The sequence below is a fragment of the Paenibacillus sp. FSL K6-0276 genome (assembly GCF_037977235.1).
Classification (GTDB): Bacteria; Bacillota; Bacilli; order Paenibacillales; family Paenibacillaceae; genus Paenibacillus_AQ.
Map to the genome: position 1 here is coordinate 6,017,848 of NZ_CP150276.1, position 14,453 is coordinate 6,032,300.

Below are 14,453 nucleotides of genomic sequence, written 5' to 3' on the forward strand. Positions count from 1 at the left end.
ATAGAACGGCAGCTAATGAATCATGATGATATAACAACGGTTAACGAAAAAACGAAGGCAAATGAAAAGATGCGCGGAGCCCATGCATTCGCTCGAAGCGGGGCAAATTCGTCACGTTACAATAATGACCCCGCCATGGACACCAAACAAAGGGGTCGGTTAAAGGAGCAGCTTCAATAAAGACCGCCTCCATCTTACTTGTCGCTATTGTTTCCATCTTTATTTTCTATGCCAATACGATCTTTATTAAACACCGTAGCAAAGAAATTGGGCTATTCCAATTAATAGGGATGATTTGGGATTGTTCATATGCACAAACGAAGACGGCCGAAGTCACCTATTCGGTGCTACCGCCGCCTTCGTTATTTTCATTAATCAGAGACGTGGCGCAGGGTACACCAGTTCATCCACATCAACCTTTACTGCTCCACTGTTTTGAAATAGCGATTGATCTTGTTCATTTTCTCCTTATGTTTCCCCTTTGGACTCTCCATATTACCAAACTCAAAGAACTTCACCTTTTTGATCCCCACAAAATTAAGCAGTGCTTTGCGCATTAATACTTTATGGGAAATATTTAGCCATAATAACGGATAATGAGTTGGGCCTTTCATAACGGAAATACAAACCGCTGACTTCCCCTTAAGAAGTCCCTCTGGTAACATTTTGCCCATTTCCTTGTACGCAAAACCGGAAGAAAACATCTGATCTATATATCCCATCAGCATAGCCGGAGGAAGTCCCCACCAAATCGGATATACAAAGACAATTTTATCAGCCCACATCAGCTGTTCCTTGTACCTAGCAAAGTCCGGGTCACTATGCATATCTCTTCTACGTTTCTGTTTATTAAACACTAGGATCGGATTAAAGCCTACGTCATATAAATCCAGTACCTTAACCTCTTCTATTGTAGTATTCTCCTGGCTATCGCGAATGACTTCCTCTAAAAATGCATAACTTGAATTTAGTTTTAAAAAGATAATTGTATTATGATAATCATTTTGCTATCGTTTCATATAGAGGTGATTTTATGGACAAGAATGAAATATTTCAGAAATTCGTGGCCTTCACGGCCGCTTCATCAAGTAACTAGTGAGATAACCAAAGATATGAAATCCGAAGCGATTAGCGAGAAGCAACTATGTGAGAAGATTAATACTTTATACTTATTTTGTAGATATTTTATGTTTTCTTATAATCAGACATGAGGTGAACGATTGTGATAAAAATCCCAAAGAATAAATCTTTAAAAACATCATTAATTCTAATGCTGTTTATGTTAATCACATCTTTGATCATCGTAAGTTTATTTACTTTGTATTTGAATGCCTCTAACTCGATTAAGCAAACGCTAACCGTGACCGGAATAGAGAACGCTGAAAGAATAGCTTCTGCAATTGATCCCGATGTCTATCAATCTTTTCTTGATCATCCCGAGGTGAATGACTCATACAAGCAGATTCAGATTCAATTAAATGACTTTAGGGAAAAAACAGGAGCTCGTTACGTATATACATTGGCACTGAATGATGACACCATTCAAGTTATGATAGAGGGAGCACCCAGTATTGCAGAAGCCAGTCCCATTGGAGAAGAAGAGGGTATTAGCCTTGAAATTGTGTCCCCAGTACTACTAGGTAAGACTAGCAGTACTAAAATTGTAGAAGATCCGAAATATGGTGAGATGATGTCGGTCTTTGCACCCATTAAAGATGACGATGGGCAGGTTATGGGAATTCTTGCGATTGATATAGACGCTAATGCTGTCAAATCCGTTACGAAGGAAGTTACCTCACAATCTTTTCCAATCATTATAAGTATTTTTATCTTGCTTAATATTATTATTCTCATCATCGTCTATTATTTTCTAGGAAGGAAACTTAATCCCCTTACTCATTTGACAAAAGTATCCAATGCTGTCGCTATGGGTGATCTTGTAGTGGCTAAGACATTAATTCAAAATAATAGAATTAATTCGTCAGATGAGATAGGCCAACTCTACAAGTCATTTACTGGAATGACTGTATCTTTAAGCGATATGATAATAAAGATACATGAAGTATCTTCAACGTTATATCAACAAAGTACAAATTTAAATATCATTTCTGATGAAGTAAATGAGGGAACAAGCCAGGTATCTATAACAATGGATGAAATGGCATCTGGTGCAGAATCACAAGCCAACTTAGCATCTAACCTTTCAGAAGATATCAATGAGCTTACGGATATTATTATGGCTACAAATAAACAAGGCCACGAGATCAAACAGTCTACGGATGTAGTCTTAAATAATACCCAAATGGGAATTCAATTATTGAACTCCTTTATCGTGAAGATGGAAGAAATACATAGCATTGTCTCCCAATCAGTAATCGAAGTGCAAACTTTAGAATCCCAAAATAGCGAAGTGGAAACACTTGTTACATTGATACGTAGTATTTCCGAACAAACCAACTTACTGGCCTTAAATGCCGCAATAGAAGCAGCAAGAGCAGGTGAACACGGAAGAGGGTTTGCCGTTGTTGCGAGTGAAGTCAGAAAACTATCAGAACAAGTGTCTGACTCAGTAAACGGGATAACTAGTATTGTGAGTAATATTCATAACAGTTCGGATAATATGGTAAAAGTCCTTAACGTAGGCTTAGAGTTAGTTGATGAAGGACGAGTTAATATACATAAGACAGAAGATGCGTTCCAAGATATATCGCTGGTTATATCCAATATGTATGAGTTAGTTAACTCCATGGCAACACATTTAGTACTAATGTCCAATAAAGAAGGCCAGTTTAAAGTTTCATTCGAGGAAGTCGCTACTATATCTGAGGAAAATGCTGCGGGGATAGAGGAAGTATCGGCATCGGCACAGCAGATTAGCGCCTCCTCTGATGTAATGAAGCACTTAGTCTCTGATTTATCTGATGCTTCGCAAAAACTAAAAGAGATGATTAGTACGTATAAAGTCTAAGAAAGCTCTATGAAGATTGATCGCATAAATATAGCCGCACAGCTTATAGGATTCTCATCCAAAGCTGTGCGGCTACTGTTTTGTATTTTTGAATTAGCTTTTATAACAGGATTTCTATTCATTCGTCACAAAGTTCCACATTAATTGGTATTCAGATGTTTCATTTCTGATTCGGCATTTCTTGGTCAAAATAAGATCGTTGGCCTTTTAATCTTTCTACCAATCTCCCTCTCAAATTGATGAGCCACTCAGGTTCATTATCCCATTAATTTGGAATATCATCGCTCATGGAAAAGACCATCCTAGTGGATGGTCCTTTATCTCAGCACAATCTAGCTCTTATCTCATCTTTCTACAGATGAAATTTGCTAACCATTTCTTTCAACTCTTCTGCCACGGAAGAGAGTGAGGTAGCAGATGAAGCAATCTCCTCCATTGCAGCCAACTGCTGCTCACTAGCCCCAGAAATTTCTTCTGCTCCAGCCGCTGTCTTCAAGGAAGCTTCCTTAATCAGGATTGAAGTGCTTAACAATTGTTCAGTACTAGCAGACATTTGTTGAGAGGCTGCGGACACTTCCTGTATTTGTCCATTCAAATCTTGGATAGAATATTTAATTCTATCAAATGACTGCTCTGCCGTATGCACAACTTCCATCCCAGTCATAACTTCCTTTGTCCCCAGATCAATAGAGACCACCGCTTGATTCGTCTCATCTTGAATCGTATCAATCAGTTTAATAACTTTGGCTGCGGAATGAGATGATTGCTCGGCCAGCTTCCTCACTTCATCTGCAACGACGGCAAATCCTCGGCCATGTTCCCCTGCTCTAGCAGCCTCAATCGCCGCATTTAAGGCAAGTAGATTCGTTTGTTGAGCAATGTTTGTAATGTCCCCTACAATTTCACCAATCTCCTCTGAACGAACCCCTAATACTTGTATCACTTCGGAAACATGAGTGATCGTATTATGAATTCTGTCCATCTGTTGAACAGCAGTTTCCAGGGACACGCTTCCTTGTTCTGCTAACTCAGACGTATGAGCAGCAGTAGATGCTACATTCTGAGCATTGTTCGATACTTGCAGGACTCCCACAGAGAATTGCTCAATGGATTGCTCACTCTCTAGAACACTTTTAACTTGCGTTTCTGCACTTATAGCTACTTCCTGTACGGATTCAGCGATATGCTCGGCTGCCTGACTCGTTTGCTTCGCACCGGCCTTCAACTCTTCCGAGGATGAAGCTAAGTGGTCTACCGTTTGATGAACCCCCATAATTAGAGTGGAAAGTGAATCTATCATCTGATTAAATCGAATACCTAGTTGCCCAAATTCATCTTTATTCTTAATGATGACCCGCTCAGACAGATTACCTGTACTGATCTTTTCTGTGACTCCCATCAAAGCATGAAGTGGCTTCATAATAGAAGCAATTATAAATATGATCAGAGCTGTTCCTAACAATAAGGAAATCACGACGACCAGTAGTGTTGTGTTAAAGATAGGTTGGACTTCTTGTTCTATTTCTGAGTACATCATTGTACCCGCTAGCTTCCAACCTGTTAGTTTACTTGTTTCAAAAATGGTTCGCTTCCCCTCCCCATTCTCTGTATATTCAAACTGACCTGTCTCCTGCTTAAATAAAGGATCATAAAGACTGCCTTTCGCTTCTACACCATTACTTAATTGCGGATGAGCAATAATTTTACCCGTCTTGTCTAAGATATAAGCAAATCCCTGTTCGCCAATTGTATATTTCCCAGTCACTTCACGAAGCTTCTCAAGGCTAAGATCCATTCCAATAACACCCGATCCATCAGCTAATGCCGCTGCGATAGTAACGACAACCTCTTTCGAACTGGCATCTTCATAAGGATTCGTAAAGACAACTTGGCCTTTACTAGCCATTGCTTGTTGATACCAATCTCGTTCTCTCGGGTCGAATCCTTCAGGCAATTGACTAGCTGGAGTCGCGATATACCTGCCCGTTTCCGATCCAAAATAGGTGAACAAAACATCTGTTTGAAGATTTTGATATTGCTCAAGCTGGAGTTGTACTAGCTCCAGTTGGCTTGGTGTCTCCTCCCGTGCTTCCAGGCTTTTCGCGAGATACGTTATATGATGAATTTTAGGACTAACCAGCTGATCAATCGTATTGTTTAGAAAATGAACCGTGTCCTTCGCGCTACTAAGGATTTCATGTTCCACTTGCCCTTTGGCACTCTGATATGAAAGTACGCCAATGAATATACTTGGTACTAGTAGAACTATAGCAAACGAACCAATTAACTTTGCCCTTAACGTTCCTCTGAGCCCTCTCAACCACTTAAACATAAATTTCCTTCTCCATTCTTCATTTAAATTTTCCAAAAAAAGACGGTATATCTTGTTCACAAAGCGGCTTACTTCATAGGTATCCCTGAACACAGTCGCATTCCCATTGCTGCAAATGATACAGCAGCGGAAGAATCGTTATGTATTGAAGCGAGGTATTGCATTCCAAAATCGTCTAAGGCAATCCTACTCCTCTGGTGGGCTAATCGCTGTAAAGTATGTATTCATCTCTTGGTCTATAAAAGATATTTGAGCGCTTTCTGTTAGTTCTAGTTCTAAAGTTAGTTCTAGTTCTAAGGATTGTGCATATTTCAATTCTTTCTTAATTCTGTTTAACCTCACTATCTTTAATGACATTTTTCACCCTTCATGCGTTAAACACCTATGTAATATATTATAGATAGAAGACATTAAAAGAGTTGATGAGTAACTTTCAGAAAAGTATGAATTTATACATAAACAAACGCAAAAAAGCATCATCACATGGGATGATGCTTTTTCCTCACTCTTCTATCCTTTGGAGACAAATTTATATCCTATGCCCCAAACCGTTTTAATATATTTCGGTTCTTTAGGATTGATCTCGACTTTTTTGCGCAAATTAGCAATATGAACGTCCATTGCTCTCTCTGTAACAAACGAATCAAACCCCCGTAATTCATTGAGTAACTCTTCTCTACTAAAGACCTTTTCTTCATTAGTAATAAACAATCGCATAATCTCAAATTCAGAAAAGGTTGTTTCAACAAAGAAACTATTCACGTAGATCGCTCTTTTCTCGACATCAAGCATAATCGCTTCGCCATTACAACTTAGCGTCGTTGCAATCTCATCCTTGACCTCTGATGTAGACTGATAAAAATGAGTTCGTCTAATCATCGCACCGATTTTCGCTGTTAATTCTCTCATACTAAATGGTTTGCAAATGTAATCATCTGCACCTGCCAATAAAGCATCCACTCGTTCAGATACTTCTGTTTTCATTGAATCGACCAGGATAGGTACGGTTGAAAAACTGCGTAATTCATTACATAATTCAATTCCGCTTGTATCTGGTAACATCATATCCAAGAGGATAACATCGGGTGAGAACTCTTTAGCCAAATCAATCCCTTTGCGGCCGTTGTCAGCCGTCTGTACATCAAACCCCTCTTCAGACAAATACATCGCTAACATTTCACCCATAATCTGATCGTCTTCTATTATTAATATTTTGTACATAACATCCCTCACTTTTCCCAGAGAAACAATATTAATAAACGATTTACTAGAAAATATTTCTTAATACTCTCCTAGAATTTTCCTCATATTTTGTCGAATAATCAGATATTTATACTTTATTATAAGCATTTATTCAGGGAAATGTTAGGGATTTTGTCTGCTAATCATAAAATTTCATGTACTAGAGCTAACACATCATTTAATTGTTGCCGAAGCTCCTTCATATATTCTTGATACCTTTTCAAATCTATTGAGTTGTTAAGCTTTTCTTCAAACTGTTTAGAAGCTATAAATAGTCTTTCCGCTGAAAGATTCCCCGCAACTCCGCTTAGTGTATGAATCATCCGTTTAGCTGTAGAGTAATCCTCCGTTCGTATCGTTTCCTGAAGTTGATCAACAAAACTTACATATTCCCACGCAAACGTTTTAAGCATATGGTGATAAATTGGTATTTTCCCATCCAGTCGCTCCATAGCTTTGGGAATATCTAGGTAGGGTAGTGGGACATATTCGCTTAGCATATCTTTCAGTACTTTAGGATCAATTGGCTTAGTAAGCACACCTTTCATCCCTACGCGATAGCAATTGTTGTGCTCCTCTTTGACGACGCTTGCTGTCATCGCCACGATGGGTAGGCTTTTATACCGTTTATCCTGGCGAACAAGCAAAGTCGCCTCACAACCATCCATCTCTGGCATATGAACGTCCATTAAGATGAGATCCCATCTTGTTCCATCCAGATTTTTCAATACTTCATGCCCATTTCTAGCAATCGTGACCGAAAATCCATGGTCTTGTAACAATTCCACTGCTACTTGTTGATTAATCTCATGATCCTCTGCTAAGAGTATCTTTCCTTTATAACCGCTGATAAGAAAATCATCCTTGTGCACAAGCTGGTTAGTTACAAAACACGACTCTTTTTTTTGCTCAAAAGCCGCTTGAAGAGACCTAAATAAATCAATTCGATTGATCGGTTTTATCAGGACCGCATTAGGCTGTACTGCCTTTTCAATCCTCGCTAATTCATCCCTTCCGTATTCTGTCGTCATTGCAATAGTTATACTATTGCTCCCCCGCATAAGTGCTGCCAGACGACTTAAAGTCTCTACTCCATACATATCCTCCGCTTCCATATCGAGAAAGATAAAGCTATATGTAATTTCTCCCGCTTGCTGCTCCAAGTGATGGATTGCCTCCTGCCAACCAGTCAAGCATGTCGGAGATAAGTCCAAGGATTTCACTATATTAGCTAGATTATTCCGCATCCTCTCATGATCCTCTACGATCAAGACTGGCAGATCCCCATATCCTTGATTCAGATAGAGGTTATTCCCTCTCTGATTTGATGATATTTCAAAAGGTAGAGTAAATGAAAAAACACTTCCCTTGCCTAATTCACTAGAAGCATCTAATCTACCACCCATCATCTTAATCAGATTTTGTGAGATCACCAGCCCAAGCCCTGTTCCCCCATACCTTCTACTCGTTGAATCATCTGCTTGTGTAAAGGGTTCATATAGAGTGAGTATCTGTTCTGCCGTCAATCCGACCCCTGTATCTTCAACAACAAAACGTAGGAACATCTCATGCTGTAGCTGATATTCCACCGTTATGCTTAGAGAAACAAATCCACGTTCCGTAAACTTGATCGCGTTGCTGCACAAATTTAGCAATACTTGCTCAAGACGATGCGGGTCCCCAATTAATTCCATGGGTATTTCAGACTCAGTCTCGATAATGATTTCCAACTGCTTTGTCCCCAAATAAATTCCTAGCATATCAGATAGCCGTCGTACAATCTCCTCGGGATAAAAGGCCACTTTCTCTATATCCAGCTTCCCTGCTTCTATCTTGGAAAAGTCCAGAATTTCATTAATTAATCGCAATAATACATGGGACGAAGTATAAATCTTCCCTTGATAGTCTTGTTGCTTAACCGTCATTTTTGTTTTTTGCATTAACTCTGACAAGCCGATAATCCCATTCATTGGAGTCCGAATCTCATGGCTCATCCTGGCAAGAAAATGTGTCTTTGCCTTGTTAGCCTCTTCAGCTTCTTCTTTTGCTTGTACCAGCTCCGCCTGTATCCGTCTTTGCCCATTCAACATGTAATTTAGTAATAAATACAGCAAACTTACAACAATACATACAGAAATCACATTTATGATAAGGGATAGTCTTTGAGCATTATTTAATTGTTTTAACGCTTCGCTAGTAGGCAGTGCAGTTGCAACCGACCAACCAGAGTAAGGTACAGGGGCATATCCTATGTATTCTTTGTGATCGTTAACAGTAGCAATTTGTAACCCTTTCTCGCCAGCAATCATCTCTCCGCCTATATTGCCCAGACCACCTGGTTGCTCCGAAAGTTTGTCCTTACCAACCAGCTCTTGTCTGGGGTGATACATAATTGTGCCATTCTTTGAAAGTAAAATGGTATACCCGGTTTGACCGATTGGGTAAGCTTCCATGATGCTTGGAATGTCATCCAACAATAGATCAACAGCTATAAAGCCAAGTACGACTTCGTTTTCTACGATTTTTAGAATAGCACTAGTGACAAGCCTTCCCGTTATATAATCTATGTACGGCTCTGTAAAGGTGACCTCTTCTGAACTAAGATCATCTTTAAACCATGGACGTTCCTGAGTGTTCCAGTCCGACGTTGCTACTGCACCTTCACTTCCAATTAAAGAGTTTGCTGTTTTGCTCACAACCCATACAAATTCCACATTGTTATCCAACGCCTTAATTGCATCCAATTCTGAGGATACATCTTTATAATTAGTGTTGGTACGTACGTCGCTTATTGATTGTGCCGTTTTCAAATAATTAATGATCGTACGGTTCGTACTCATTTGCCGAACCATAGCTCCTTTTTGCATAAAAAAAGCATTCATCTGATCTGCCAGAGCTTTACTTTGTAATGTTAGCTTGCTCTCAATTTCATCCTTTATTATCTTGTTTGTTTGTGACAATACAATGTTTCCCGTTAGGACAAAGGCTATAACAATCGTAATTAATATCAAATAAGTCAACTTTTTCGCATAATTTTCTTCAAAAATTTTCATGATTTACCCCTTTATTTGTGCATGCTTCAAAGTAAGAATACTATGATGTGCCAGGGAGCACTACTCTTTATTACTAAAGGTCTATTTCATTTACGGATAGACTCCTTTGTGCGGTTATTATATAGTTCAAAATTATTTTTCGTGGTTGATACTGTTCTAGATCCTGCGCAGATACAAGGTCAGTTAACTAACTATCTAAGTTCTGTCATATCGGGCTGCTTCCAGGGGTTTGGTGACGATCATCTTTTTCTTTGTAGATTATAAGGGAGCTAGCAAGACAAAACTCGGGAGCAGTACATGGAAACCGTCCGAATTAAACAATGACCAAATCATATTCAGGCTGGTTAGCTCCGTATTGGACCGATACATCAAAATCACACCATGCAAGAGATTAAGTCCAAAATTTCGCCCTACTTATGATAAGGTTCAGCTTAACGAGTTATCGGCGAAAAATGCGAAAAGGAGCTGTCGCGGTCAGCTCCTTAGTACTATGATCAATTCAATTCAATTCAGAGAGAGAGGTTGTTGTTAATTTAATCCGTCTCATTTTTTCTCCAATACGGACAGCACTCTTTGTTCGGATCAAAAATCGCGGAGTTGGTCAGTATATTCCCACAGCGCATGTTCATCAATTTCGATCTGAATCGCCTGCAGTTCCTTAACAAGCCCGGATATAAGCGGAGTTACGGCACCAAAAATCTCCTCTCGTTCCTCAGTAAAAATAAACAACTTGCGCTTGTCTAGTTTGTTGAACCCTTCGATATAGGTGGAAAAGATGTGTTCGAGCTGCAGCTGCACGTCCTGGGAGGACATATCACTTGTTTGCGCCTGAGCCGCAAACTCCCGCAGTTGCCCGCGTATCTGTTTATACAGCGAGGCAGCCTTTTTCGCTTGTGCAGGTGTAATTCCTTCTCGACCGTCCCACGCCCGAAAAGGGTTATCGAGATTATCGGCTAGCCATTCCGGCTTGCGAGGTTGGCGAATGGACAAATCCAGACCTTGCTTCGCTGCTTGTTTGTAGGCTTGCTTGATCGTCTTGGCAGCATCATCCGGCAAGCTGGTCAACCACAACGTGTTCAGCTGAGGCAACTGATGCGGATGTGGAAAATGCTCGCCTGAAAAGCCAAACATGTCCACCGTCGTGAGCATTTGAAGCTGTTCGAGCTTGTACAGCTGCTCCATACCACGGATGTAGCCTGGCTTGCCCCACATACGTAAGCTCTGTAGCGAAGGAAACCGATCGATGACGTCTCCCAGATCGATGTCATCGGCAGAGTACAGCTCCAGCACAGACAAATGCTTGAGACCCCACAAGAAACGATAGGACTTCACCGCCTCGCCATTCAATCGAAGCGTGATACCGCGCCCTTCCCGCTCGTGCTTGATATAAACATCATGCTGCAAACTTCCTTCAAACGTCATCCGATCCATGTCGTTAGGAGCAAGCAGCTCATGGATGTTTTGCGGCTTCATTGTGATTTCTGTGATGAGCGTGTGCTGCAAATCAATCCGTTCCACGGCTGTCTTGAGTTCCAGCTCCAGCTTGTAGATAAAATCATGCGTTCTTACATAGTTCTCCAGTGCAGAGCTCCAATCGAAAACAGTCAAGGATGTCAGACAAGGCAGACGATCCAATTCCGTGTAGTCGGTTAGGTCCGGGATACGGTCCAGAGAAAGCGATCGGGTGCCCCATCGCACCATGACTCCGGCAATTTCCACCTGCTGGCTGCTATCTGCCTTGCTGGCAGCTTTGAAGTTATGTCGTTTGTTCTCTGGAATGCGTTCCCACTGTAGCTGACAATACAGCCTGCTCCCACGATTCCATTCTCCGTAGCTTCTCGGCTGCTCTTCCACAAGGATCTCAAAATTTCCAATATAGGTAAACTCCGGATGAATCGGACCTGCACTAATGAGATGATCCAGATGATCACTCCAAAAATAAAAATTGATCACAAGCGGCATTACCTGTTTCAGCTGATCAATGGAAGGAAGCTCCCTCCCGGTCCAATGCAGCATCAATGCAGCATAGCTGTCTTTTTCGTCCGGTTTGTCTGCCGGCACAATATGCGTAATCTGACTTGCGACATAAGCGTTCAATTGCGGATTCCAGAATCCGAATACATCACCTGGTTGTATCGACATATGTTACTCCTTTCAGTGTTCGAATGCGGTCAATGGCAAGCTGAAGCCAACGTTCACACTCCCTGTACTTCTCCATTTCCCATAACAAGTCACCGTAACAGACCAATAGAATTTATGTATCCACTCACTTTCCGCACCCTTGGAATGCTGCAATGAAAGGATTCTCGGTTGTGCTACTTATTCGGTTGATTCTCCACCGCGCAGCGGTTTCGTTCTTTTTATTTTGAACAGTTACTTTATTTTAGTTAATTCAGTAATGTATTCAGTAATCTTTTGCTCAATTTCATCTTTACGTTCATTTAAATTTGGATACAGTCCGGTTTCGGTATTGCCAATCATGCCAAACAGTGCAATAAATCTCCACTCATTTGCACTTTTAATATCATTGTCTTGTAAATCTCTTTCGATATTTTCTTTTCTAATTACACTTTCATAAGTAAACCTTTCACGACGTTTTGCTTCTCTTGTTTTTGTATCCTCTGGTGTACCGATTTTAGTGGGCGTTAGAAAATGATTATTAATTATTTCAATTATTTTCTGTGCCTCATCAAGTTTATTCTGTTCTTTTAAAAGTCGAATTTCCAGTCCACACATAGCATGAATAAAGTCCCAAACATTGTAATTTTGATCAAAAACTACATCATGAGTAAATGAAATGCATTTTAAAGATAGCTGAGGCTCACCATGTACATAAAGCCAATAAGCAAGATGACTAAGATTTTGGATATCTGCACCGCTTTTAAAAGAGCATTTTTTTATCAATTTTTTACATAAGCTTACAACCTTTTTTTTAGGGCATTGCTCCATTATTTGTTCAAAAATTTGCGTATCCATTTTTACTTTCCTTTCAGTATATAAAATTTCGACCAAAGTCTGGAGATCGGATTCATCCTTGAGACCATGCAACCGGCCTTCGCCAGGCAGAAGCCAGCCATTGTGAACTGCGATCAAAGCAGCCATTTCACGAGCCCTAAATATATCGACCTCTTGAAGGAGAAAGAAGTACGTATTAGCATGGACGGCAAAGGGCGGGCGAAGGATAACATCGTGATTGAGCGATTCTGGCGCAGCTTGAAATACAATGAAATCTATCTCCGTGACTATAAAAGTCCGCGGGAGACCCGGCAGGTTGTGAAGGGCTACATCCATCTTCACAACCACTACTTGCCCCATCAATCGCTTCAAAACCATACACCTTCTGCTGTGTATAACAAAGAAGCCGTCCTTATCCACAAGGTCATGTGAATCCTTTCACACCTTAACTATATCAAAATAACTGTCTTGACATCGTATAGCACCATAATGTTTCAAAACTACTCATTTCTTGTTAAATAAGTTCAATAAGCTCTTTTGTCCCGATCATCTAGCTCCAGATAATATTAATCGTGTTGAACTTTGGCAAGCTAAATCTTAGATTCAACGATGTTCGACCTTAAGTAAGCAGACACTTCCGAAGGGAATCTTCAATTTCTCAATTCTAAACATTTAATTTATTATTTCTGCTAAAATGACCATTCGTATTAACTCAACTCATTTATAATATCACAATATGGAAAATAATGGACGCCTTCACGCTTTAGGATTTCCTCAACATAGGCTCGAAATTGATCCAATACATGACCCTGCAGTCGTAACCGTGCATTCATGGGAGTAGAAATCATATAGTCAATCAGAGGTTCTACTTCGGTGATTCTTAGGCTGTCCTCATAAATAAACGGTTCAACCTCACGGAAAAAGGGCGAGAGCAGCCCGCCCGCATTGTCCAGATGAAAATTCTCAATGACGCGGTCCAGTACCTCCATTCCCGGGTCATAAGATGTCCCCAGTTGCACCACCTCCTGCAGGTGCCGCAAGCTCATCGTCGTGGCGTAGAAGTGGCCGTCTTGTTTCATGACACGGTGTATTTCCTGGATAGCCCGCTGAATATTCTGCACATGGTAGAGCATATTGTTGGCGATTACTTTATCGAATTGTCCGTCATGGAAAGGAATTTCTTGCGCGTCCACCAACAAGAACTTAAATTGGGGCAAGCCTTTGAGGCGGCTCCGCGCCTCCTCCAGCATTCCTTCAGACACATCCGTTAACGTGATGCGCCAACTCTTCGGAATACGATCAGCATTGCATAGCCACAAGGAACCGTCTCCGCAGCCTAGCTCAAGCAAATGAACATCCGGCTCCTGCCCAAGCTGATCGAATACCCATTTGTGCCATCCGTGTGGATTGGTACAGAATCGGTCATAGAGGTGTATTCTGGATTGTAACCGAGATGCATTCCGATACTGTTCCCCCCACTTCTGCTCCGTCTGTACGGCCTGAATAATGTCCGCCAGATGGTTCCATCCCCCCTCGCCTAACCCGTCGGCGTCCTCCAACACCCCTCGGATCACCTTCACGACATTCTCGGTATGGAGCATCTTCTGCCGCACCACATCCAACTGAGCAAGAAGCGAGTTCCGAATCTTCCAACCTAAACCGGCCTCCGCAGCCAGAAGATCCCCGATCTCATCCAGTGACAACCCCACATACTTCAGCGTCTGAATTTGCTGCAGCCGTCTTAGGTCATCCACTCCGTACCTTCGAACAGCTCCTGTATGCTCTTTGTCTGGAGTCAATAGTCCTATCTGGTCGTAATACCTCAAGGTTCGAAGCGTTAATCCCGTCAACTTAGACAACTGTCCAGTCGTGAAATATGTAGTTTCCTTCATGTTTACTCCCC

At 41.0% G+C, this 14,453-nt stretch carries 8 protein-coding genes and 2 pseudogenes; 3 read left to right on the plus strand and 7 right to left on the minus strand.

The window, feature by feature from the left end:
- Positions 1-107 precede the first annotated feature (107 nt).
- Positions 108-293 (plus strand): annotated as a pseudogene (locus tag MHH52_RS28400) (hypothetical protein); the annotation flags it as partial.
- Positions 294-419: 126 nt separating this feature from the next.
- Here MHH52_RS28400 and MHH52_RS28405 read toward each other — a convergent pair.
- Positions 420-986 carry an NAD(P)H-dependent oxidoreductase gene (locus tag MHH52_RS28405; RefSeq protein WP_340009867.1) on the minus strand — a complete coding sequence of 189 codons (567 nt, stop codon included), beginning with the start codon at positions 984-986 and terminating at the stop codon, positions 420-422.
- Between the two features lie 236 nt (positions 987-1,222).
- On the opposite strand from MHH52_RS28405, the gene MHH52_RS28410 reads away from it, so the two are divergent.
- Positions 1,223-2,968, plus strand: coding sequence for a methyl-accepting chemotaxis protein (locus tag MHH52_RS28410; protein WP_340005810.1), 1,746 nt, complete (start codon positions 1,223-1,225; stop codon positions 2,966-2,968).
- Between the two features lie 352 nt (positions 2,969-3,320).
- Here MHH52_RS28410 and MHH52_RS28415 read toward each other — a convergent pair whose 3' ends face one another.
- The 5 genes from MHH52_RS28415 to MHH52_RS28435 form a co-directional block, all read right to left on the minus strand.
- Positions 3,321-5,300 (minus strand): methyl-accepting chemotaxis protein, encoded by a 1,980-nt coding sequence (locus tag MHH52_RS28415; protein ID WP_340005812.1) that lies wholly within the window; start codon positions 5,298-5,300, stop codon positions 3,321-3,323.
- 510 nt (positions 5,301-5,810) lie between these two features.
- Positions 5,811-6,521 carry a response regulator transcription factor gene (locus tag MHH52_RS28420; protein WP_060626247.1) on the minus strand — a complete coding sequence of 237 codons (711 nt, stop codon included), beginning with the start codon at positions 6,519-6,521 and terminating at the stop codon, positions 5,811-5,813.
- A gap of 164 nt (positions 6,522-6,685) precedes the next feature.
- Positions 6,686-9,595: a response regulator gene (locus MHH52_RS28425; RefSeq protein WP_340005814.1), complete on the minus strand. Its 2,910-nt coding sequence runs from the start codon at positions 9,593-9,595 to the stop codon at positions 6,686-6,688.
- A gap of 582 nt (positions 9,596-10,177) precedes the next feature.
- Positions 10,178-11,737: a hypothetical protein gene (locus MHH52_RS28430; protein WP_340005815.1), complete on the minus strand. Its 1,560-nt coding sequence runs from the start codon at positions 11,735-11,737 to the stop codon at positions 10,178-10,180.
- Between the two features lie 231 nt (positions 11,738-11,968).
- Positions 11,969-12,697 (minus strand): DUF6707 family protein, encoded by a 729-nt coding sequence (locus MHH52_RS28435; RefSeq protein ID WP_340005816.1) that lies wholly within the window; start codon positions 12,695-12,697, stop codon positions 11,969-11,971.
- Between MHH52_RS28435 and MHH52_RS28440 the strand changes: the two are divergent.
- Positions 12,665-12,982 (plus strand): annotated as a pseudogene (locus MHH52_RS28440) (integrase core domain-containing protein); the annotation flags it as partial. The gene MHH52_RS28435 and the pseudogene MHH52_RS28440 sit on opposite strands and share 33 nt — an antisense overlap.
- 275 nt (positions 12,983-13,257) lie before the next feature.
- Here MHH52_RS28440 and MHH52_RS28445 read toward each other — a convergent pair.
- A complete protein-coding gene (locus tag MHH52_RS28445) occupies positions 13,258-14,442 on the minus strand; it encodes a methyltransferase domain-containing protein (protein ID WP_340005817.1) in 1,185 nt (394 codons plus the stop codon).
- Between the last annotated feature and the right edge of the window lie 11 nt (positions 14,443-14,453).

Bases quoted from the DNA above. Each gene is read 5' to 3' on its own strand.
- MHH52_RS28445 (WP_340005817.1), bottom strand. From the start codon at position 14,442: ATGAAGGAAACTACATATTTCACGACTGGACAGTTGTCTAAGTTGACG.
- MHH52_RS28435 (WP_340005816.1), bottom strand. From the start codon at position 12,697: ATGGCTGCTTTGATCGCAGTTCACAATGGCTGGCTTCTGCCTGGCGAA.
- MHH52_RS28420 (WP_060626247.1), bottom strand. From the start codon at position 6,521: ATGTACAAAATATTAATAATAGAAGACGATCAGATTATGGGTGAAATG.
- MHH52_RS28425 (WP_340005814.1), bottom strand. From the start codon at position 9,595: ATGAAAATTTTTGAAGAAAATTATGCGAAAAAGTTGACTTATTTGATA.
- MHH52_RS28415 (WP_340005812.1), bottom strand. From the start codon at position 5,300: ATGTTTAAGTGGTTGAGAGGGCTCAGAGGAACGTTAAGGGCAAAGTTA.
- MHH52_RS28430 (WP_340005815.1), bottom strand. From the start codon at position 11,737: ATGTCGATACAACCAGGTGATGTATTCGGATTCTGGAATCCGCAATTG.